Raw genomic sequence first — 21,434 nt, forward strand, 5'->3', positions numbered from 1 at the left:
ACTGATTAGTTTCTATCAGAGACCCGCTGAGGGCGTAAAGTGGCCGCATGGCACGGGAACCTCGCGGGCACGATCTCCAGTGCGCGATCGCGCAGGCCGCCGCGGTGATCGGCGACTGGTGGAGCCTGCTGATCGTCCGCGAGGTGACGCGGGGCCACCACCGCTTCGAGGAGCTGCTCGCCGAGCTCGGCATCTCCCGCAAGGTGCTGACCGAACGGCTCCGGCATCTCGTCGAGCACCAGGTGCTCGACCGGCGCCCCTACCAGAGCGGCCCGGCGCGGCATGAGTACGTCCTGACCGGCACCGGGCGGGCGCTCGCGCCGGTGCTCATCTCGATGCAGGACTGGGCCGACCGCTGGCTGCTCGCCGACGGCGCCCTCACCGGCACCGCCGAGCCCGACAGCGCCGAGGCCGGCCGCGTCCACGGCTTGCTCGGCTCCCGCGTCCCCCACCCGCTCGCTCTCCCTGCCACCCTCCCACCGCCGGACGCCCGGGTGCCCGCGGGCGCGTCCGGGAGGCCCGGCGGTGAGACGTCCCCGGTGCCGGCGGGTGCGTCCGGGAAGCCTGGCGGTGAGGCGTCCCCGGCGCCGCTCGACGTGGTGGCGGACGCCGCGGCCACGGTGCTGTTCGCCTATCCGGCGACCGGCGTTCCCGCGCCGCTGCCGCCCTACTGGGGCTCGCTGCCGGGCGCGGTCGGCTGCACGCTGGAGAACCGGCTGTTCCGCGACGTCCAGCCGGCCTTCGCCGCCGAGGGCGTCGCCGTCCACGGCGTCAGCACCCAGCGCCCCGACGAGCAGGAGGCCTTCGCGCGGGCCGAGGGGCTGACCTTCCCGCTGCTGTCGGACATGGACGCGCAGTTCGCCGCGGCGCTGCGGCTGCCGACCTTCCGCGCCGGGCAGACCCTCCGCCTCAAGCGCCTGATCCTGATCGTGGACCGCGCCCGGACGGTGCACCACGTGATCTATCCCGTGCTCGACATCCCCGCCGCCGTCGAGGAGGCGGGCCACGCGGCCATGAAGATCGTCTCGGCGGCGCGGGCGGGTGATGGGGCGCCGGGCGGCGCTTGAGTACCATCGGCCGCGAGGCGCCATCCATGAGCGGCGATTCCCGGATGAACGGGATCTCTCGCGGGTAGTGCCCCCCTGACCGTAGAGCGGTGAGACGAGGAGTTCTCATGGTGCACGAGCGCGCTGGGCAGCCGGCGCAGGCATCCGACCTGGTGGACGTGGCCCGTCTCGTGACGGCGTACTACAGCCTGCGCCCCGACCCCGGCCGCGCGGAGCAGCGGGTCTCCTTCGGCACCTCGGGTCACCGCGGGTCCTCACTGGCCACGGCCTTCAACGAGGAGCACATCCTGGCCACCAGCCAGGCCATCTGCGAGTACCGCGCGGCACAGGGCACCGACGGCCCGCTCTTCCTCGGCATCGACACCCACGCGCTCTCCGAGCCCGCCCGGGTCTCGGCCCTGGAGGTCTTCGCCGCCAACGGCGTGACCGTCCTGATCGACGACCGGGACGGCTACACCCCGACGCCCGCGGTGTCGCACGCCATCCTCACCCACAACCGCGGCCGCACCTCCGGCCTGGCCGACGGCGTGGTGGTCACCCCGTCCCACAACCCGCCCGCCGACGGCGGCTACAAGTACAACCCGCCGAGCGGCGGCCCCGCCGACACCGACGCCACCTCCTGGATACAGGACCGGGCGAACGCCCTGATCGCCGACGGCCTGAAGGAGGTCCGCAGGATCCCCTACACGCGGGCCCTGGCCGCCGACACCACCGGGCGGTACGACTTCCTCGGCGCGTACGTCGACGACCTGCCCTCGGTGATCGACGTCGAGGCGATCCGCGGCGCGTCGGTGCGCATCGGCGCCGACCCGCTCGGCGGCGCCAGCGTCGCGTACTGGGGCGAGATCGCCGAGCGGCACGGGCTCGACCTCACCGTGGTCAACCCCGAGGTCGACCCCGCCTGGCGGTTCATGACGCTCGACTGGGACGGCAAGATCCGCATGGACTGCTCGTCGCCGTACGCGATGGCCTCGCTCATCGCCGGCCGGACGGCCTTCCAGGTGTCGACCGGCAACGACGCCGACGCCGACCGGCACGGCATCGTGACCCCCGACGGCGGGCTGATGAACCCCAACCACTACCTGGCCGTCGCCATCTCCTACCTGTGGGCCCACCGTCCCGGATGGCCGTCGGGCGCGCGGGTCGGCAAGACCATGGTCAGCAGCGGCATGATCGACCGCGTGGTGGCCGACCTCGGCCGTGAGCTGTACGAGGTGCCGGTCGGCTTCAAGTGGTTCGTCGGCGGCCTGCTCGACGGCTCGCTCGGCTTCGGCGGCGAGGAGAGCGCCGGCGCGTCCTTCCTGCGGCGCGACGGCTCGGTCTGGACCACCGACAAGGACGGCATCATCCTGGCGCTGCTGGCCTCGGAGATCGTCGCGGTGACCGGCCGGTCCCCGAGCGAGCACTACGCCGACCTGACCGCCCGGTTCGGCGACCCGGCGTACGCGCGGGTGGACGCGCCCGCCACCAGGGAGCAGAAGGCCGTGCTCGCCCGGCTGTCGGCCGGCGACGTCACGGCGGACACGCTCGCCGGCGCCCCCGTCACCGCCGTGCAGACCTCGGCCCCCGGCAACGGGGCCGCCCTCGGCGGGATCAAGGTCGCGACGGCCGACGCCTGGTTCGCCGCCCGCCCGTCGGGGACGGAGGACGTCTACAAGATCTACGCCGAGTCCTTCAAGGGCCCCGACCACCTGGCCGAGGTCCAGGTCGAGGCCCGCGCCCTGGTCGGCGCCGCCCTCGACCGCGCCACCTCCTGAAGGCCCCCCTGGGGGCCCGCCTGAGGACCCGCCCCCCTGGGGGTCCTCACGAGGGTCGGCGCGCGGGCCGGGTGCCTGCCCGCGCGCCGGGTCACGCGGCCGGAAGGGCGCACGCCCGGAACGGGTCACCTGACCTGAACGGCCGCGCGGGCCGGAATTCTCATGGCCTGAACGGCCGCGCGGCCGGATGGGGCGCACGCCTGGAACCGGTCACCTGACCTGAACGGCCGCGCGGCCGGAAGGGTCACGTGGCCGGAGGGGTCACGCCGGGCCGGGGGTGATGGCCGCGCCGCCGCCGAAGCCCTTCGCGCGGCACTCGTTCTGGATCTTGTCGATGTCCACGTCGTCCCCGGGGAGCTCGTCGTAGGTCCAGCCGAGCGCGTTGGGGTCGGAGGCGGGGGCCGGGACCAGGTGGACCTTGAAGCCGTACTCCTGCATGCACTTCACCTGGACGCGCACGGAGGCCGCGTAGTGCGGGTTCTGCTTGGGGTCCAGCTCCGGCGGCAGCAGCGGGACCTTGTCCTGGCACGCCTTGCGCGCGGCCTGGTAGGCGGACTCCTGGGCCGGGGTGTAGGTGCCGGCGCTCTGCGGCATCCCGTTGTCCTTCAGGCACTCCGCGTACGCCTTGCGGTACCTGTACACCTCCTCCGTGGTGCTGTCGAGGCGGAGCTGGGGACGCTCGCCGTGCGCGTCCCCGGCGCGCGGCGCGGCGCTCGACGGCGCGGACGCGGCAGGGGCCGCGGCCGGGCCGGCGGAGGCCGCCACCGGGGCGGGGCGAGGGTCGCGTGCGGCGGCGGAGGCGTCCGCGCAGGCGGCGGTCACCAGGCACAGTCCGGCGAGCGCCGTCGCGGCGAGCGCGCCGCGCCTCGCCGGGCGGCGGCGGAGCTGGGTGGGAGCGGTGTGATTCATGGGGCAGACCCTGCACGCCGGATATGAGGAACCTGTCAGGGACCGATCAGCTTCCGGTGGCGCCGGCCGAATGTCAGGAAGGTGTCAGCAGGTGATGGTCATCCTGTGAGCTGCGGGAGGGCCGTGACGAAGCGGGGGAAGGGCGTGGGCCGGCTCGCCTAAGCTCGGCGATATGTGCGCTTATGTCGTGGTCGCGGAGGACGACGTCAAACAGGCCGAGCTGGTCCGCCGCTATCTCGAACACGAGGGCCACGAGGTCGTCGCCGTGCACGACGGCCGGGCCGCGCTGGACGCCGTCCGCGACCGTGCCCCCGACCTGCTCGTGCTGGACGTCATGATGCCAGGAGTCGACGGGCTCGACGTGTGCCGCGTGCTGCGCGCCGAGTCCGACCTGCCGGTGCTGATGCTGACCGCCCGCGCCACCGAGGACGACCTGCTCCTCGGCCTGGATCTCGGCGCCGACGACTACATGACCAAGCCGTACAGCCCGCGCGAGCTGATGGCCCGGGTCCGCACGCTGCTGCGGCGCACCCGGACGGCGGCCGCCGCCGCGCCCTCGCCGGCCGCCGCCCCGCCGCTGCGCGCAGGCGGGCTCAGCGTGGACCCGGCCCGCCACGAGGTGCGCGTGGACGGCGCGCCCGTCGAGTGCACTCCCGGGGAGTTCCAGCTGCTGGAACTGATGGCGTCCCAGCCGGACCGGGTGTTCACCCGGCAGCAGATCCTCGGCCACCTGCACGGGTTCGACCGCTACATCACCTCCCGCACGGTCGACGTGCACGTCATGAACCTGCGCAAGAAGATCGAGCCGAACCCGCGCGCGCCCGTGCGGCTGGTCACCGTCTACGGGGTCGGCTACAAGCTGGCCGCCGTGGGCGGGCGGTCATCGGGCGATGCCTGAGGCGCCCCGCGTGATCCGGCGAGGCGGCCGGGTGCCGCCGGAGGCGGGACGGGCCGCGCGTGAGGTGCCGTTGCGGCGGAGCCTGCTGGTGCGGCTGCTGGCCGTCTCGGTGCTGGTGTCGCTGTGCTCGATCGCGGCGACCGCCTGGCTCACCGTCCGCAGCACGAGCGTCGCGATCAGGCAGGAGCAGGGCCAGGCGCTGGCCGACGACGCGCGGGTGTACGACGCGCTGCTCGGTTACGCGGCCGGCCACACCTCCTGGGACGGCGCCGGGCCGACCGTGGCCCGTCTGGCGGCGCGCATCGGACGCCGGATCACGCTGACCACCGAGGACCGCAGGACCCTCCTGGACTCCGACCGCGGCCCGTTCACGCTGCCGGCCCGCCCGGCGGCCGTCATCGAGCCGCTCGCCATCGACACCGCCCTCGCCGACACCGCGCTCGCCGCCGGCGCGGAGTCGGGCCGCATCGACCCGCGCGCCGTCGGCCCGTTCCGGCTGCCCGCGGGGGAGCGGCGGCGGCTCCGCGCCGCGGCCGAGCAGCGGGTGAGCTGTCTGCGCACGGTGTTCGGCGCCCCCGCGGAGATCGTGTACGGGCCGAGCGGCCGCCCGCGCGTGGAGACCCACGACGTCGGCCCCGGCCTCGGCACACAGTGCGGCAGCCAGGCGCTGGACAGGCCCACCCCGACCGAGGCCGCGGCGCTCGGCCGGCTCACCAAGCTGGTCAACACCTGCCTGGCCCGCCGCCGGGCGCCGGAGGTGCGGCTGGGCCTGGACTTCACCTGGACCCCGCTGCCCGGCCCCGCCCCGCAGATCCCTCCCGCGCGGGTGGCGGCGGTCGCGCGCGCCGCGTCGAAGGCGGGCGCCGTCCCGGTGTCGGGCGAGTACGTACCCGGGTGCATCGCCGCGAGCCGCCGCGAGCAGCTCGCGCCGTACGTGGCGCCGACCGCCCTGCTGTTCGTCAGCAGCCGCGGCGCGGACGCCTCGACGATCTTCGATCTGTCCCCGGCCAACCAGACGCGCATCGCCGGGGTCGCCGCGCTGGTGCTGCTGACCACCGTGACCGTGACCGCGCTGGCCGGCGTCCGGCTCGTCCGGCCGCTGCGCGCGCTGACCGGCGCGGCGCGGCGCATGGAGGAGGGGGACGTCACCGCCCGCGTCGCGGTGACCGGCGGGGACGAGATCGGCGCGCTCGCGGCGGCCTTCAACGCCATGTCCGAGCGGCGCGAGCGGCTGGAGGAACTGCGCACGGCGATGGTCAGCGACGTCGCCCACGAGCTGCGCACCCCGCTGAGCAACATCCGCGGCTGGCTGGAGGCGACCCAGGACGGCATCGCCGACCCCGACGGGGCGCTGGTGTCCTCGCTGCTGGAGGAGGCCCTGCTGCTCCAGCACGTCATCGACGACCTGCGCGACCTCGCCGAGGCGGACGCCGGCGAGCTGGCGCTGCACAAGGAGCCCATCGAGCCGGTCGAACTGCTGGAGCAGGTGGCCACCATGCACCGGGAGACGGCGAGGGCGGCGGGCGTCACGCTGTCGGCCGAGGTGGACGGCGAGCCCGCGCTGGTCGCCGACCCGGTGCGGCTGCGCCAGGCGGTCGGCAACCTGGTGTCCAACGCGGTGCGGCACACCCCCGCCGGGGGAACGGTCGGCCTGCGCGCCCGCGGCGGGGACGGGCAGGTGGTGATCGAGGTCGCCGACACCGGTTGCGGCATCGCGCCGGAGGACCTCGCGCGGGTGTTCGAGCGGTTCTGGCGCGCGGACAGGTCGCGCAACCGGCGCACCGGCGGCAGCGGGCTCGGCCTCGCCATCGTCCGCAAGCTCGCCGAGGCGCACGGCGGCTCGGCCACCGTCGTGAGCGAGCCGGGCGCCGGCTCGGTCTTCACCCTCCGGCTCCCGGCCGGAGGCTGACCCGGACGAACCCCGCCCGCCGTGGCAGGCGGGACGGAGGTCACCCGGCCGGATGGCTGAGGGCAGGGGCGGTCAGGGCGGTATCGCCGAGGTCCGGGGCGGTCAGGTGGCGGGATCGCGGGAAGGCGTGGCCGTCAGGGGAGCTTCCACTCGACGGGGGTGGCGCCCTGCTGCTCCAGGAGCTGGTTGGCGCGGCTGAAGGGCCGGCTGCCGAAGAAGCCGTTGCGGGCCGACAGCGGGCTCGGATGCGCGGACTCCACGCACGGCACCGGGCCGAGCATCGGCTTGAGCGAGCGGGCGTCGCGGCCCCACAGGATGGCGACCAGCGGAGTGCCGCGGGCGACCAGGGCGTGGATGGCCTGCTCGGTGACCTGCTCCCACCCCTTGCCCCGGTGGGAGGCGGGCTTGCCGGGGGCGACGGTGAGCACCCTGTTGAGCAGCAGCACCCCCTGCTCGGTCCAGGGCGTGAGGTCGCCGTTGGAGGGCTGCGGGTGGCCGAGGTCGGCGGTGTACTCCTTGAAGATGTTGACCAGGCTGCCCGGGATCGGGCGCACGTCCGGGGCCACCGAGAAGCTCAGGCCGACGGGATGGCCCGGCGTCGGGTAGGGATCCTGCCCGACGATGAGCACGCGCACCTGGTCGAAGGGCTGCTGGAAGGCCCTGAGCACGTTCTGCCCGGCGGGGAGGTACTGCCGGCCCTCGGCGATCTCCTGGCGGAGGAAGTCGCCGAGCGTCGAGATGCGCTGGGCGACCGGCTCCAGGGCGGAGGCCCACCCGGACTCGACGACTTCGGTTAATGGACGAGCGGTCATGCCGGGATCTTAGCCGCGTGGCGGCGCCCCCGAGTGCCCTTCCCGGCCGACCGGCGAGCCCGGGTGCCCATCTGCCCCCGCGAGACGGGCACCCGGAGGGCGGTTACTTCACCGAGCCGGCGAGCAGGCCCTGGACGAAGTACCGCTGGAAGGAGAAGAACAGCACCAACGGGATGATCAGCGACAGGAAGGCGCCCGGCGCGAGGATGTCGACGTTGGTCCCGAACTGCCGCATCTGCGACTGCAGCGCCTTGGTCATCGGCTGGGCGTCGGTGTCGGCGAAGACCAGCGCGACGAGCAGGTCGTTCCACACCCACAGGAACTGGAAGATGCCGAGGGAGGCGACCGCCGGCTTGGCCAGCGGGAACACCACCGTCGCGAAGATCTTCCACTCCGCCGCGCCGTCCATGCGCGCGGCCTCCAGCAGCTCCTTGGGGATGCCGACGAAGAAGTTGCGCAGCAGGAAGATGGCGAACGGCAGTCCGAACGCGACGTGGAACAGCACCACGCCCGGGATGGAGCCGAAGATGCCCACCGCCCCGTACATCTTGGCGATCGGGATCAGCGCGATCTGGATCGGCACCACCAGCAGGGCGATGACCACCATGAACAGCGCGTCGCGCCCGGGGAACTCGATCCAGGCGAACGCGTACCCCGCCATGGCGGCGAACCCGATGACCAGGATGGTCGCGGGCACCGTGATCGCCACGGTGTTCCAGAACGACGAGGTGAACCCGGTCGCCAGCAGGTTGCTGTAGTTCTCGAAGGTGAGCTGTGCGGGCTTGGTGAAGAAGGTCCACCATCCGCTGGAGTTGTTGTCGGTGTCGCCGCGCAGCGACACCACCAGCAGGCCCAGCGTGGGCAGCAGCCAGAACAGGGCGAGCACGATCAGGACGAGCTGGACCAGCCCGCCGCCGGCCCGGTCGATGATCCGGGAGAGCATCCCGCGCCGGAGCGCGCCGGCGTTGCTGGTCGTGCCAGGCTGGGACGCGGTGAGGGTCGTCATGCCTGCTCCCTCCGGAACCGCCGGATATTAATGATCATGAATGGCAGGACCAGCACGAGCAGGAAGATCGCCAGCGCGCTCCCCAGTCCCTGGTTCCCGCCGCCGCCGAAGGAGACCCGCCACATCTCCAGCGCGATGACGTTGGCGTTCGGCTGCACCGATCCCGGGGCGATGACGAAGACCAGGTCGAAGACCTTCAGGGTGTTGATGATCATCGTGACCAGGACGACGAGCAGCACCGGGGACAGCAGTGGGATGGTGATGCGGCGGAACACCTGCCACTCGGTCGCGCCGTCGATGCGGGCCGCCTCCAGGGCGTCACGCGGGATGGCCGACAGGCCCGCCGCGATCAGCACCATGGCGAACCCGGCCCACACCCAGATGAACGCGCCGATGATGGCCGGAGTGATCAGTGCGGGGCCGAGCCAGGTGAGCCCGCCGAACGGCTGGGCGAAGTTCGACTGCGGCAGTCGCACCTGGTAGGAGCCCGCGGGGAGCCCGGAAAAGTGGAAGGTGCCGTCGGCCGCCGTCGTGGCGGTGGCCTTGACCGCGCCGCCCGAGACCGCCTCGACGGTCACCTCGGGCATGCCCTTCTCGTTGCCGTCGATCTGGTTGACCGTCCCCCCGCCGGGGGTGAAGTCCAGCCAGACCGTGCCGGACAGCTCTCCGGGCGCGGCGGCGGCGGGCTTGGCCTTGGCGGCGCCCGCGGGCAGGGCGTCCGGCTTCATGCCCACCAGCGGGATGATGACCTGCTGCCCCGCCTGGGCGGGCTGCCGGGTGAGCACCGCGCCCTTGTCCGCCACCACCGGCGCCTGGTCGTTCTCCCGGGGACGCGCGCCGGGGTAGCCGCTGCTGGAGGCGAACACGTCGTGCACCGAGGTGATGATGGCGTTGGCGACGCCCTTGTCGGGGTCCTGCTCGTAGACCAGGCGGAAGATGACGCCGGAGGCGAGCAGCGACACCGCCATGGGCATGAACACGACCAGCTTGAACGCGGTCGCCCAGCGCACCCGCTCGGTCAGCACCGCGAAGATGAGGCCGAGGACGGTGACCAGGCTCGGGGCGACGACGACCCAGATCAGGTTGTTCCTGATCGTGGTGAGGGTGCCCGAGTCGCTGAAGATGGCGCCGTAGTTCGAAAGGCCGACGAACGTGCCGCCGTTGGCGTCGTACAGGCTGCGGATGATGGAGTAGATGATCGGGTAGACCACCCAGGCGCCGAGCAGGACGAACGCCGGGAGCAGGAACAGCGCGGCCGCCTTGGGCGAGGGGCCGAGGTTGCCCGAGCGGCCGTAGGCCACCTTGGGCGCGGCGTTGCCCGTGGCGAGCTCCGGCGGCGCGGCGCTCGTCGTGCCGTCCTCACCGGAGGCCACGTCCTCGAGCGCGGGATGCGCTTTCCCGGCCTGCGCGGCGGGACCGGTCAGGTCGTTCGCCGTGGTCTGTTCCCTGGTCTCTTCTGGGGTCTCTTCTGGTCCGGGGGAGGCCCCGCGGGCGACGACCTCGTCGTCGCCGCGCGGGGTCTGCGGGCCGTCCAACCGTTCGGTCACGGCCTGCGTCCCTACTTCTTCCAGGCCTTGGCGGCGTCGGCCTCGAGCTTCTCCTGCGCGCCCTTGATGTCCTTGGGGTCGCGCAGGAAGTCCTGCAGGTCCTTCCACTCGCCCTTGCCGTCGGTGCCGCCGAAGGCGCTCGGCGCCAGGTCGGACATGTCGTACCGGACGGCCTCGCCGGCCGAGATGATCGTCTGCGCGAGCTGCTTGGTCAGCGGGTCAGGGTAGTTGTCGGGCGAGACGTTGCGGTTCGGGGACAGGTAGCCGGGGTTCTTCGCCCAGATCGAGCCGCCCTCGGCGGAGGCGAGGTACTCCAGCAGCGCCATGGCGCCCTTGGAGTCCTTCATCGCCACCGCGACGTCGCCGCCGAGCACCACCGGGGCGGTGTCGCCGGCCTTCGGGAACGGCATGATCTTGGCGTCCTCGCCGACCTTGGCGCCGGACTGGACGGCCGAGGAGGCGACGAAGTCGGCCTCGATCACCATGGCGGCCTTCTTCTGGCCGTAGACCTGGGTGGCGCAGGTCGGGAAGTCGGTCTGCAGGGCGCCGGAGGAGCCGCCGAGCATGAACTCCTTCTTGCCGAAGATCTGCGCCATCTTCTCCAGCGCGGTGGTCACCGAGGCGTCGGTCCACGGGATCTCGTGCTTGGACAGCTTGTCGTAGTTGTCCGGGCCCGCGGTGGAGAGGTAGACGTTCTCGAACAGGTCGGTGAGCGTCCAGCCGGAGGCGGCGCACAGCGCGAACGGGGCGGTGCCGGAGTCCGCCAGCGTCTGGGCGGTCTTGGTGATCAGCTCGTCCCACGTGGTCGCGGGCTGGGCGCCGGCGTCGTCGAAGGCGGGGGCGCGGTACCAGATCATGGACTTGTGCGCGGCCTTGACCAGCACGCCGTACACCTGGCCGCCGGCCGAGCCGAGGCTCTTCCAGTACGGGGTGTAGTTCTGGTCGATCTGGGCCTGCACCTCGGTCGACAGCGGCTTCAGGGCCTGCTGGTCGGCGTACTGCTGCACCAGGCCGGGCTGCGGCAGGACCGCGACGTCCGGCGGGTTGCCGCCCTGGATGCGCGGGCCGAGGTAGGCGCCGGTGTCCTCACCGGTCGAGGCGTAGGTCACCTTGGCGCCGGTCTTCTCCTCGAAGGCGGTGAGCACCTTCTGGAAGTACTTCTGCTCGTCGCCGGTCCACTTGGCCGCGATCTCGATCGTCGTCCCCGCGAGGGACTTGGCGGCCGGGGCGCTGCTGCCGCCGGCGCTGGCGGAAGGCGTGGTCTCGCCGGACTGACCGCCGCACGCGGTGGCCGCGAGCATGAGCCCGGCCACCACCGCAGTCGTCTTGGCACGCATGATGGTGCTACCTCCTGTTGAGGCCCAGAAAGCGAATATCGGATTTTTGGGATGAAGGGATGCGCGGGGGGATCGCCCTCGCTCTATGGGGTGCGAATGATCTCGCTGAGCTGTTGCTTCAGGGTCGCGACGGTCTCGTCGCTGGGTTTCCTGAGGTTGAGCGCGTCGGAGACGGCGCTCGAGATCACCAGGCTGACCTGGTCGTATTTGGAGGAGACCGGCCGGGGCCGGGCGGACATGATGCTCTGCTTGAGCACCGGGAGATACGGATAACGCCTGATGAGGGCCGGGTCGTCGTACAGCTCGGCCCACACCGGGGGGAAGGAGCCCTCGGTGAGCACGCTGCGCTCGTTGGCCAGGCCGGTGAAGTAGCGGATGAAGTCCAGCGCCGACTTCTGGTGCTTGGAGTAGGCGCTTATGGCCAGGTTGAGCCCGCCGAGCGTGCTCGACCCCGGCCCGTCGAGGCCGGGCAGCCGGGTCACCGCGAACTTGCCGGCGATGCCGGACCGGGTGGCCGGCCCGTAGGCGTGCGGCCAGTTGCGGGCGAACAGCAGCTTGCCCTGCTGGAACGCCAGCCGGGACTCCTCCTCCTTGTAGGAGAGGGACTCCTGCGGGATCCAGCCCTGGCGCAGCCCGCCGACCAGGAAGTCCAGCCCGGTGGCGGCGGTACGGAGGTCGAGGGTGACCCTGGTGCCGTCCGGGCTGAGGATCTCGCCGCCCGCCGACTGCACGGCTTCGGCGAAGTTGACGGTGAGGCCCTCGTAGGGCAGGAACTGGCCGGCGTAGCCGTCCAGCTTGTACTTCCTGCCGAGGCGGACGGCCTGCTCGCGCAGCTCGGCCCAGGTCTTCGGCGGCTTGAGGTGCTCGGCGGACAGGATGTCCTTGCGGTAGTAGAGCAGCCCCGCGTTGCTGGTGTAGGGCACCGCGTAGAGCTTGCCCTGGTACAGGGCGGTGTCCACGACCGGCTGCAGCAGCTTGTCCAGGGGGAACATGCTGCGGTCGAGCGGGACGATCCAGCCCGCGTCGGCGAACTCCGCCGTCCAGACCACGTCGAGCCCGAGCACGTCGTAGCGCTCGCTCCTGGCCTGGAGGTTGGCCACCATCTGCGCCCGCTGCTCGTCGGCGGCCTCGGGCAGCTCCAGGAGGCTGACCTGCTCCTTGGGGTGCTCCCGGTTCCACTTGTCGATGAGGGGCTGCATGTAGCCGGTGGTGTCGCGCCCGGTGGCGAAGGTCATCGGCCCGGTGCCGTCGGTGCCCCCGGTCTGCACCGCGTCGCCCTCGCCCAGCCCGGCGCAGCCGCTGACCAGCAGCGCTGCGACGAGTACAGGGGCCAGGCGGCGCAACGTGTCCTCCGGATGTTGATTGGGTTACATGCGTGTTATGTAGATGCATGCATGTTATGCATAGCGATAATGTGGACGTCAACGGATTGGTCCGTAACACATAGGTAACGCGAGGCCCGAGGGAGGTGGGGCGTGCGGCTCCAGCTGCTGGCGCTCCTGGCGAAGGAACCTGCCCACGGGTACGAGCTGAAACAGGCGCTCGAACAGATCTTCGGCACCGCCTACCCATCGCCCAACATCGGGCAGATCTACGTCACCCTCGGCAGGCTCGAGAAGGACGGCCTGATCCGCAGCGTCGACGTCGAGCAGTCCAACCGCCCGAACAAGAAGGTCTACTACTGCACCGCCCAGGGCCGCGAGGCGCTGGACGAGTGGGTCGACTCGCCCACCGAAGGGCCGCGGGTGAGGGACGAGTTCTTCATGAAGCTCGTGCTCGCCCCCATGACCGGCATCGCCGACCGCATGGCGCTGATCAACCGGCAGCGCCGGCATTACCTCGCTATCATGCGCGATCTGGTAGAACTCGCCGAACAGACCGATCAGGACAACCGCCCGGCGCACCTGCTGATCGAAGGCGCCATGCTCCATCTCCAGGCGGATCTCGACTGGCTGGAGCGCTGCCAGGAGGATCTGCTCTGACGAAGTGAACCAAGGAAAAGTGGTGAGTGACCAGTGACCACCGCGCCCCCCGGCCCGCCCCACCCGGCGACGCCCGCGTTGCACACGGTCAACCTGGTGAAGATCTACCAGACCGGCGGCCTGCCGGTGCCCGCCGTACGGAGCGTCGACCTGCGGGTCGAGCGCGGGGAGTTCGTGGCCATCATGGGGCCGTCAGGCTCGGGCAAGTCGACGCTGGTCCACATGCTCGGCGGCCTGGACACCCGCACCAGCGGCGAGATCTGGATCGACGGCCAGCGCGCCGACACCCTCAACGAGAGCGCCTGGGCCATCCTGCGCCGCCAGAAGATCGGCTTCGTCTTCCAGTTCTTCAACCTCGTCGACAACATGACCGTCGCCGACAACGTCGAGCTTCCCGCCCTGCTGGCCGGCGCGTCCCCCAAGCACGCGCGCGAGCGCAGGGAATACCTCCTGTGCGAGCTGAACCTCACCGACAAGGCCGACTCCGCGCCGGGCCGGCTGTCCGGTGGCGAGCAGCAGCGCGTCGCCCTCGCCCGCGCGCTCGCCAACCAGCCGCAGGTCCTGCTGGCCGACGAGCCCACCGGCAACCTCGACAGCCGCAACACCCGCGACGTGCTGCGCCTGCTCGGCCAGGTCCACCGGCAGGGCCAGACGATCGTCATGGTCACCCATGACGCCCGCGTCGCCGGCCTGGCCGACCGGGTCGTCACCCTCCTGGACGGCCAGGTCGTCGACGACGGCGCCATCGCCCCGGTGCGCCGCCGCAAGGGCGGCCCCGGCGACGTCGTGGAGCTGCGCGGATGAGAGAAGATGGGGTCTCTCCTTTCGCCCGAGTGAATGATCGCCATGAGCACGGGCGAGGCCGCGCCGGTGATCTAAGGGAGGAAGGCGGAAGTGCGAGGAACGAGTGCTTTCGGCTGACGACCGCAGATCGCCGGCTCAAGGGCGGTCTCGCCCCGCGTGAGCGGAGCGAGCGCCATTAACACGGCCGAGAGGCGGTGGATCAGGGCCGATCTGCGGGCGCGGCGGGCGCAGGCGGTGCTCACCGTGCTGGTGGTCGCCGGCATCGTCACCGCGCTGATCACCGCCGCCACCCTGCTGGAGGACGGCACCAATCCCTGGCGGGGCCTGTTCACGCGGGGCAACGGCGCGCACGTCTGGCTGCACACCAGGGACGCCCCGGACCCGGCGGCGCTCAAGGCGCTGGACGGCGTCACCGACGTGGCGGGCCCGTACCGCAGCGCGCCCGCGACGCTCGTCCAGGGCGGGAAGAAGACGCCCGTCGCCCTGCAGGAGATGAGCGCCGTCCTGCCCTCGGTGGGCCGGCCCGTCCTGCGGGAGGGCCGCTGGCTCGACCCGGGAGACGCCAACGGCGTGGTCGTCGAGCGCTCCTTCGCCCGCGCGGCCGGGCTGCGCACCGGCGGCCCGTTCACGGTCATCGGCCTGAACGGCGCCACGCACGGCCTGCGGGTGATCGGGCTGGCCGAGAGCGGCGACCAGGGCTTCTACCCCGAATGGACGCCGGGCGTCGCCTGGACCCTGGCCGCGACGCTGGAGCAGGTCGAGCCGGCGCTCGGCCGCAGCGAGTCGGTGACCGGTCTTCGCCTGGCCGACCCGGACGACACCTCGCTCATCGTCCAGCGCACGATCACCAAGCTGGCCGGCCAGGTGCAACGCGTGTCGACCTGGCGTGAGGTACAGGCGTCGATGGAGCTGGACAACCGGCTGCTGGGCGTGCTGCTGGCGCTGTTCGGCGTCGCCGGGCTGGTGGCGGCGGCGCTGGCCATCGCGAACGCGACCGGCGCGCGGGTGCTCACCCAGCGGCGCGACATCGCGACGCTTAAATCCCTCGGGTTCACCCGCCGCCAGGTCGTCCGCATGCTCGTCGTCGAGCACGGCACGCTGGGGATGGCCGGCATCGCGGCCGGGGTGCTGATCGGCCGGCTGATCACCGCCTACGCGCTGGCGGACACGGTGGTGGTGCCGCTGTCCTCGGCGCCGCTGCTGGCGATCGCCTTCGGCACGGCGCTGGTGGTGCTGGTCGCGGTCTGGCTGCCCGCCTGGCGCGGCGGCCGCACGCCGCCGCTCCCGGCCGCGCCGGTGACCCCGCCGCGCGGCCATCTGTCGCGCATGGCCCGTCTGGCGCTGCTGGTACGGCTGCCGCCGGCGCTGGTGCTCGGAGCCAGAGACGCCTTCACCCGCAGGCTGCCGGCGCTGCTGACGGCGTTCGGGCTGGCCATCCCGATGATGCTGATCACCATCGGCCTCGGCGTGTGGGCGACGCTGGACGGCTTTAAGGCCCATCCGGAACAGGTCGGCCAGGCCGCCGTCCTGACCGTCCGGCCGGGGAGCGTGCCCGCGACGGACGCCGGCCGGCGCGCGCTGGCCGACGCCGACGTGGTGGCGGCCTATCCGGGGACGGAGGTCGACGCGCTGGTCCCCGGGCAGACGCGCACGGTGCGCACCCGCGCGCTCGGCACGGTCACCGACCCCTACCCGTACTCGGTGGTCGAGGGCCGGCTGTACCGCGACCGGGGCGAGGCCGTGGCCGGGCAGGGCCTGCTCGACCTGCTGCACGTGCGCATCGGCGACCGCACCCGGCTGACCATCGGCGGCACCCCGCTGATCGTCCGCATCGTCGGGCGGGTGCTGGAGCCCGAGCAGGACGGCGAGGTGCTCTCGGTGCCGCTGGACACCCTGGCGCCCAAGGACGCGCTGCCGCCGCAGTACTACAGCCTGGCGCTGCGGCACGGCGCCGACCCGGCCGGCGTGCGCGCCCGCCTGCAGGAACAGGGCCTTGAGGTGTCGCAGGCGGTGAATCCGGCCGACCGGCTGTCGGTGATCCGGGTGATCATCGTGGCGCTCGTCGCGGTGCTGGCGTTGCTGGGACTGGCCAACCTGCTGACGGCGAGCGCCGTGGGGCTGCGCGACCACGCCCGGGACCTGGCGGTGCTGAAGGCCATGGGCCTGACCCCGCGCCAGGTCATGGGCACGCTGGTGACCGGCACGGGGCTGCTGGTGGCGCTCGGCGTCGGCGTGGGCGCGGCGGCGGGGGCGCTGGTCTCCTCCGGCCTGATCGACCTGCAGGGCGCGGCCAGCGGCATCGGCGCGGGCATCGGACGGGCGCCCGGGCCGGCGACGCTGCTGCTGACCATGGTCACAGCCATCGGGGCGTCCCTGCTGGTGGCCCTGATCCCCGCCCGTAAGGCCGCCCGCGCCAGGGTCCCGGTGACCCCGCGTTAGAGCGGGTACCGCGATTCAACCGCCGGTGGCCATCCATTCTTCCCCGACGTCAGGGTGTTATCGGTGACTCAGTGGCGATATCCAGATAAATCTAGTTGTGCGCGCTAACATATGCCTCGATCCTGGTGCGTTTCGCGGGCCGGTGGAGACAGGGTGGGGATGAGCGTGTCCGATCGTGAAGACTGGAACTGGGCCAAGAGCGACGATGCCGGGCTGCCGCCCGAAATAGACACCTCCAAGCCGAGTATCGCCCGTGTTTACGATTTCTTCCTGGGCGGCAAGGACAACTTCGCCGTCGACCGGCAGATCGGCGAGATGACGCTGAGCATCGTCCCCGACGCCAAAGAGGCCGGCCAGGCCAACCGGCGGTTCCTGCGACGGGCCGTGCACTACTTGGCCGCGGAAGAGGGCATCCGCCAGTTCATCGATCTCGGATCCGGCCTGCCCACCCAGGGCAACGTCCACCAGATCGCCCAGGAGGTCGACCCGGCGGCGCGCGTGGTCTACGTGGACAACGACCCGATCGTCCTCGCGCACGGCCGGGCACTGCTGGCCACCAACGACACCACCACCGTCATCCAGGCCGACGTCCGTGAGCCGGAGGCGATCTACGCCAACGCCACGCTGCAAAGGTTCATCGACTTCAGCGAACCGGTCGGCCTGCTGCTGTTCAGCATCCTGCACCACCTGAACGACGACGAGGACCCGTGGAGCATCGCCGCCCGGCTGCGCGACCCGCTCCCGTCGGGCAGCTTCCTGGCCATGTCGAACTTCTTCGACGCGCAGGACGAGCACCCTGAGTCGCACAAGCAGGCCGAGGTCATGGAGAAGGTCTTCAACGAGCACCTGGGCACCGGAAGGTGGCGCACCCGCGAGGAGCTCATGGGCTTCATCGGCGACTTCGAGCTGCTGGAGCCCGGCCTGGTGCCGCTCGCGGACTGGCGCGCCGACCCCGGGGAGTCCTGGGAGCGCTCGGCCACCTACTACACCTTCAGCGGCGCCGTCGCCCGCAAGCCGTAACCCGCCGCATCCTGGGACGAAGCCGGCGCCCTCGCGCCGGCTTCTTCTTCGACGATCGCGGGGCCGGAGCCGTCACCCCGCGGGCCCGGCGCCCGAGGCCGGTCCGCCTCGGAGTGGGAGAAGCCGTCGGCGCTTCCCCCACTCTTCCAGGGCCGTCTTCTAGGGGCGGGTGAGCGAGAACCAGTAGAAGCCGTGCCCGGGCAGCGTCAGCAGGTAGGGCAGCTCGCCGATGACCGGGAAGCTCACCCCGCCCCGGCACTCGACCGGCGTCATGCCCGTGAACCGGCGCAGGTCCAGCTCGACCGGCTGAGGGTGCTTGGAGAGGTTGTTCACGCACAGCATGCGGTCGTCGCCCTCCTCGCGGACGAAGGCCAGCACGCTGTAGTTCGGCGACCACAGCTCGGTGTAGGCGCCGGTGCCGAACACCGGGTGCTCCCGCCGCACCGCCAGCATCTTCCTGGTGAAGTGCAGCAGCGACGAGCCGCTCTTCATCTGGGCCTCGACGTTGACGGCCTGGTAGCCGTAGATCGGGTCCATGACGGCCGGCAGGTACAGCCGTCCGGGGTCACCGCCGGAGAAGCCGGCGTTGCGGTCCGGGCTCCACTGCATCGGCGTGCGGACCGAGTCGCGGTCCTCCAGCCAGATGTTGTCGCCCATGCCGATCTCGTCGCCGTAGTACATGACGGGGGAGCCCGGCATGGACAGCAGCAGCGCGGTGAACAGTTCGATCTGGTCGCGGTCGTTCTCCAGCAGCGGCGCGAGGCGGCGGCGGATGCCCAGGTAGGCGCGCATGCGCGGGTCCTTGGCGTACTCCGCGTGCATATAGTCGCGTTCTTCCTCGGTCACCGTCTCGAGGGTCAGCTCGTCGTGGTTGCGGAGGAAGATGCCCCACTGAGCGTTCTCCGGGAGCTTGGGGGTGCGCGACATGATCTCGGAGATCGGCTCGCGCGACTCGCGGCGCACCGCCATGAAGATGCGCGGCATCAGCGGGAAGTGGAAGGCCATGTGGCACTCGTCGCCGCCGGTCGTCGGGTCGCCGAAGTACTCCACGACGTCCTCGGGCCAGCCGTTGGCCTCGGCCAGCAGCACCCGGTCGGGGTACAGGCGGTCCACCTCGGCCCTGACGCGCTTGAGGTAGATGTGGGTCTCGGGCAGGCCGGAGCAGGCCGTGCCCTCGCGCTCGAACAGGTAGGGCACCGCGTCCAGGCGGAAGCCGTCGATGCCCAGGTCGAGCCAGAACCGCAGGACCTCCAGCATGGCGTCCTGGACGGCGGGGTTCTCGTAGTTCAGGTCGGGCTGGTGGTGGAAGAACCGGTGCCAGTAGTACTGCCCGCGCACCGGGTCGTAGGTCCAGTTGGACTCCTCGGCCCCGACGAAGATGATCGGCGCGTCGGGGTAGCGCGTGGGGTCGTCCGACCAGACGTAGAAGTCGCCGTAGGGGCCGGTGGGGTCGTGCCGGGACGCCTGGAACCAGGGGTGCTTGTCGCTGGTGTGGTTCATCACCAGGTCGGTGATGATGCGCAGGCCCCGCTTGTGCGCCTGCTCGATCAACTCCACGAAGTCGGCCAGGTCGCCGAACTCCTGGAGGATCTTCATGTAGTCGGCGATGTCATAGCCGCCGTCGCGCAGCGGCGACTCGTACAGCGGCAACAGCCACAGGCAATCGACGCCCAGCCACTGCAGGTAGTCGAGTTTCTCGATCAACCCGCGCAGGTCGCCGGTGCCGTCGCCGTTGGAGTCGCGGAAGCCGCGGACCAGCACTTCGTAGAAGACGGCTCTCTTGTACCACTGGGGGTCGGATGAGATGAAGTCTTCAGAAACGGATTCCGGGCATGGTGAAGCGCTCATAGGTATCGCTCGCATCAAGGGAGTAGGGCGGTACAACACAGGGGCTCGCGCCGACGGAGCCGTCATCCCTGCGGCTCCCGCCCGACGCCGTCACCGAAGGGGTGGCTCGGTGCTCAGCGTGTTTCGGCGCTGTTTCGCCGAAGACTAGCAGGCCATTAGGGTCCCTCGGAGTCGATCAGTGGAGGTCACCCAGCGTGCCAACCGCGTAATCGACCGCACTCCCTCGAATGCTCGCGTATTTCGGCCGCCACCCTCCGTGTCCCCGCTGATGGGACGCGGAATTCGCCGGTATTGGTGAAACGGTTCACAATGTCTGCGCCCACGGTGGCGTGAGGTCGCCCAGCGCGTCCTCGTAGTCGGTCAGCCAGGAACCGAAAAGCACCAATCCACGGAGCCAGAACCGCGAGTTCCACGACCCGAACGCCGTCAGGGCGTCCGGGCCCCGCTCGACCGCCTCCAGCATCGGGCCCGACATCAGCCCCGGCACCGTCGCGGCCTTCACCAGCATGCGGTGGTTCCACTCGCGCGCGGCCGGGCCGTTCGAGCGCAGCGGCACCCGCCGGTGCGGCAACGCCCCGTTGGTCGACGGCAGGGCGGCGACCCGCCGGTTGGCCGCCGTCAGGATCTCCCGGTAGAACCGCCCGCCCTCCTTGCGGTCCACCGGCACCGACAGGGCGGCGTCGAAGAACTCCGGGTGCAGGAACGGGAAGACCGGAGTGATCTCCGGGCCCACCAGGTTTACCGGGGAACGGGCGATGCCGCGCGCGGTGCGGGTGTGCAGCACGCTCAGCGGCAGCTCCGAGCGGTGCCCGCGCAGCATGGACGTCGCCTGGCCGAACGCCGCGCCCACCCGGTCGTCCACGAAGGCCAGCGCCCGGTCCGACAGCATCGGGACGTGCGGCTCGCCGGTCGCCAGCGCCGACAGCAGGGCGGCCTGCCGGTCGGCCGAGGTGCCCGCTCCCACGGCGTCGGCGGTGATGAGGAAATTCTTCATCAGCGGCCCGCCCGCCAGCCCGTCCACGACCGCCCGTCCCGCCTGGTGCACCTCGCGGGCGAAGGGGGAGTACCAGGCGTGGTGGCTGGTCAGGTACTCCAGCCTGCGCGCCGCCCACCGCGCCTCGCCGGGGTAGGCCGCGGCGTCCTGCGGGACGACCCGGTGCGGGATGCCGAGCTCGCGGGTGACGTGGCGGGCGAAGTCGATGTCGTTGTCCAGCCCGTCGTCCGGGCTCGTCGTCCAGGACACCACGTCCATCTTGCGGGCCACCGCCACCGAGGCGAGCAGCCGCGAGTCGTACCCGCCGCTCACCGGCACCAGCAGCGGCCGGTCGTCGAAGGGCTTGAGCGCCTCGTGCAGCAGCGCGACGATGTCCCCTCCGGTGACGCCCCGGTCGAAGGGCTCCTCGCGCACCCAGCGGGGGGCGCGCCTGTCCACGCCGATCCTGCGCGCGGAGCGGGACCACACCAGGGCGGTCGCGCCGGGCAGCCGCCTGACCTGCCGGTAGGGGGTGTCCTCCAGCAGCGGATAGGTCAGCTTGAAGATGGCCGCCCAGGCGTCCCAGTTCACCTCGTGCGGCCGGCGGGCCAGGGCCAGCAGCGGCTCGATGTTGCCCGCGAAGTAGACCGCGTCGCCCTCCGGGCCCGGCTCGGTCAGGTAGTACACGTCGATGAGCCCGAAGGCGCCGGTGTGCAGGGTCACCGTGTCGGGCTCGTCGATCAGGCCGGGCGTCTCCCACGTCTCGGCCACCGCCCACCACGGCATGGCGCCGGACGGCCGGCCCTCCGCCCACGCGAACCGCGCCCCGCCGCTCGCCGGGTGTCCCAGGGCGGCGTCCTGGCCGGCGTCGTGGTCGGTGGGCGGTCTCGGCGGGGCCGCGTAGGGGGCCACGGGGGCCGAGCTCAGCAGGGCGGCCCCGGCGGCCCGGTACACCTCGCGCACGGCCGGGCCCGCGCCGGCGAGCAGTCGCAGCCGGTCGGGGTCGTAGGCGCCGATGGCGCCGCAGACGTACGGCCGCGCGGCGTACTCCGGCCACTTCCCGTTGCGCACTGTGACGTCTCCCCTCAGCGAGTACCTGCCGAGTGTACGGACTTGCGGCGGTTCG

At 71.8% G+C, this 21,434-nt stretch carries 16 protein-coding genes; 8 read left to right on the forward strand and 8 right to left on the reverse strand.

Going from position 1 to position 21,434, the window contains the following annotated elements; all coding sequences use genetic code 11:
• The first annotated feature begins 47 nt into the window (after positions 1-47).
• Complete coding sequence (locus tag ABZT47_RS16065) at positions 48-1,067, forward strand: winged helix-turn-helix transcriptional regulator (RefSeq protein WP_354841695.1); 1,020 nt, start codon at positions 48-50, stop codon at positions 1,065-1,067.
• Between the two features lie 107 nt (positions 1,068-1,174).
• Entirely contained in the window at positions 1,175-2,824 is a 1,650-nt protein-coding gene (pgm, locus tag ABZT47_RS16070; RefSeq protein WP_354841698.1) for a phosphoglucomutase (alpha-D-glucose-1,6-bisphosphate-dependent), read from the forward strand.
• 261 nt (positions 2,825-3,085) lie between these two features.
• On the opposite strand, the gene ABZT47_RS16075 is transcribed toward pgm, so the two are convergent.
• Positions 3,086-3,733, reverse strand: a complete 648-nt coding sequence (locus ABZT47_RS16075; RefSeq protein WP_354841700.1) for a hypothetical protein — start codon at positions 3,731-3,733, stop codon at positions 3,086-3,088.
• A gap of 172 nt (positions 3,734-3,905) precedes the next feature.
• On the opposite strand from ABZT47_RS16075, the gene ABZT47_RS16080 reads away from it, so the two are divergent.
• Positions 3,906-4,631: a response regulator transcription factor gene (locus tag ABZT47_RS16080; RefSeq protein WP_354841702.1), complete on the forward strand. Its 726-nt coding sequence runs from the start codon at positions 3,906-3,908 to the stop codon at positions 4,629-4,631.
• 10 nt (positions 4,632-4,641) lie between these two features.
• The gene (locus tag ABZT47_RS16085) at positions 4,642-6,540 is read left to right on the forward strand and encodes a HAMP domain-containing sensor histidine kinase (RefSeq protein WP_354841704.1); all 1,899 of its coding nucleotides are present in this window, start codon (positions 4,642-4,644) and stop codon (positions 6,538-6,540) included.
• Positions 6,541-6,674: 134 nt separating this feature from the next.
• Here the strand turns inward: ABZT47_RS16085 and ABZT47_RS16090 are convergent, their stop codons facing one another.
• The 5 genes from ABZT47_RS16090 to ABZT47_RS16110 all read right to left on the reverse strand — a co-directional run bounded on the left by ABZT47_RS16090 (position 6,675) and on the right by ABZT47_RS16110 (position 12,585).
• Positions 6,675-7,352, reverse strand: coding sequence for a uracil-DNA glycosylase (locus ABZT47_RS16090; protein WP_354841707.1), 678 nt, complete (start codon positions 7,350-7,352; stop codon positions 6,675-6,677).
• Positions 7,353-7,455: 103 nt separating this feature from the next.
• Positions 7,456-8,358: a carbohydrate ABC transporter permease gene (locus tag ABZT47_RS16095; RefSeq protein WP_354841710.1), complete on the reverse strand. Its 903-nt coding sequence runs from the start codon at positions 8,356-8,358 to the stop codon at positions 7,456-7,458.
• Positions 8,355-9,659: a sugar ABC transporter permease gene (locus ABZT47_RS16100; RefSeq protein WP_354842354.1), complete on the reverse strand. Its 1,305-nt coding sequence runs from the start codon at positions 9,657-9,659 to the stop codon at positions 8,355-8,357. Before ABZT47_RS16100 ends, ABZT47_RS16095 begins: the two co-directional genes overlap by 4 nt.
• Positions 9,660-9,916: 257 nt before the next feature.
• The gene (locus ABZT47_RS16105) at positions 9,917-11,242 is read right to left on the reverse strand and encodes an ABC transporter substrate-binding protein (protein ID WP_354841712.1); all 1,326 of its coding nucleotides are present in this window, start codon (positions 11,240-11,242) and stop codon (positions 9,917-9,919) included.
• An 83-nt stretch (positions 11,243-11,325) separates the two neighbouring features.
• Positions 11,326-12,585: an ABC transporter substrate-binding protein gene (locus tag ABZT47_RS16110; protein ID WP_354841715.1), complete on the reverse strand. Its 1,260-nt coding sequence runs from the start codon at positions 12,583-12,585 to the stop codon at positions 11,326-11,328.
• Positions 12,586-12,717: 132 nt separating this feature from the next.
• On the opposite strand from ABZT47_RS16110, the gene ABZT47_RS16115 reads away from it, so the two are divergent.
• From ABZT47_RS16115 to ABZT47_RS16130, 4 genes are all read left to right on the forward strand, one after another.
• Positions 12,718-13,224: a PadR family transcriptional regulator gene (locus ABZT47_RS16115; protein ID WP_354841717.1), complete on the forward strand. Its 507-nt coding sequence runs from the start codon at positions 12,718-12,720 to the stop codon at positions 13,222-13,224.
• 33 nt (positions 13,225-13,257) lie between these two features.
• Entirely contained in the window at positions 13,258-14,028 is a 771-nt protein-coding gene (locus tag ABZT47_RS16120; RefSeq protein ID WP_354841720.1) for an ABC transporter ATP-binding protein, read from the forward strand.
• 156 nt (positions 14,029-14,184) lie between these two features.
• On the forward strand, positions 14,185-16,467 hold the full coding sequence (locus ABZT47_RS16125; RefSeq protein ID WP_354841722.1) for an FtsX-like permease family protein: 2,283 nt from the start codon (positions 14,185-14,187) through the stop codon (positions 16,465-16,467).
• A gap of 165 nt (positions 16,468-16,632) precedes the next feature.
• Positions 16,633-17,487: an SAM-dependent methyltransferase gene (locus tag ABZT47_RS16130; RefSeq protein ID WP_354841724.1), complete on the forward strand. Its 855-nt coding sequence runs from the start codon at positions 16,633-16,635 to the stop codon at positions 17,485-17,487.
• Positions 17,488-17,646: 159 nt separating this feature from the next.
• Here the strand turns inward: ABZT47_RS16130 and treS are convergent, their stop codons facing one another.
• Together treS and ABZT47_RS16140 are read right to left on the reverse strand one after the other, a co-directional pair.
• Entirely contained in the window at positions 17,647-19,335 is a 1,689-nt protein-coding gene (treS, locus tag ABZT47_RS16135; RefSeq protein ID WP_354841727.1) for a maltose alpha-D-glucosyltransferase, read from the reverse strand.
• A gap of 304 nt (positions 19,336-19,639) precedes the next feature.
• On the reverse strand, positions 19,640-21,379 hold the full coding sequence (locus tag ABZT47_RS16140; RefSeq protein ID WP_354841730.1) for an asparagine synthase C-terminal domain-containing protein: 1,740 nt from the start codon (positions 21,377-21,379) through the stop codon (positions 19,640-19,642).
• Between the last annotated feature and the right edge of the window lie 55 nt (positions 21,380-21,434).

This window comes from Sphaerisporangium sp. NPDC005289 (assembly GCF_040607455.1).
GTDB classification, from domain to species: Bacteria; Actinomycetota; Actinomycetes; order Streptosporangiales; family Streptosporangiaceae; genus Sphaerisporangium; species Sphaerisporangium rhizosphaerae.

What these genes read in the sequence shown, in the direction of transcription:
- pgm (WP_354841698.1), top strand. Translation starts at nt 1,175, where the DNA reads ATGGTGCACGAGCGCGCTGGGCAGCCGGCGCAGGCATCCGACCTGGTG.
- treS (WP_354841727.1), bottom strand. Translation starts at nt 19,335, where the DNA reads ATGAGCGCTTCACCATGCCCGGAATCCGTTTCTGAAGACTTCATCTCA.
- ABZT47_RS16080 (WP_354841702.1), top strand. Translation starts at nt 3,906, where the DNA reads ATGTGCGCTTATGTCGTGGTCGCGGAGGACGACGTCAAACAGGCCGAG.
- ABZT47_RS16075 (WP_354841700.1), bottom strand. Translation starts at nt 3,733, where the DNA reads ATGAATCACACCGCTCCCACCCAGCTCCGCCGCCGCCCGGCGAGGCGC.
- ABZT47_RS16090 (WP_354841707.1), bottom strand. Translation starts at nt 7,352, where the DNA reads ATGACCGCTCGTCCATTAACCGAAGTCGTCGAGTCCGGGTGGGCCTCC.
- ABZT47_RS16065 (WP_354841695.1), top strand. Translation starts at nt 48, where the DNA reads ATGGCACGGGAACCTCGCGGGCACGATCTCCAGTGCGCGATCGCGCAG.
- ABZT47_RS16095 (WP_354841710.1), bottom strand. Translation starts at nt 8,358, where the DNA reads ATGACGACCCTCACCGCGTCCCAGCCTGGCACGACCAGCAACGCCGGC.
- ABZT47_RS16105 (WP_354841712.1), bottom strand. Translation starts at nt 11,242, where the DNA reads ATGCGTGCCAAGACGACTGCGGTGGTGGCCGGGCTCATGCTCGCGGCC.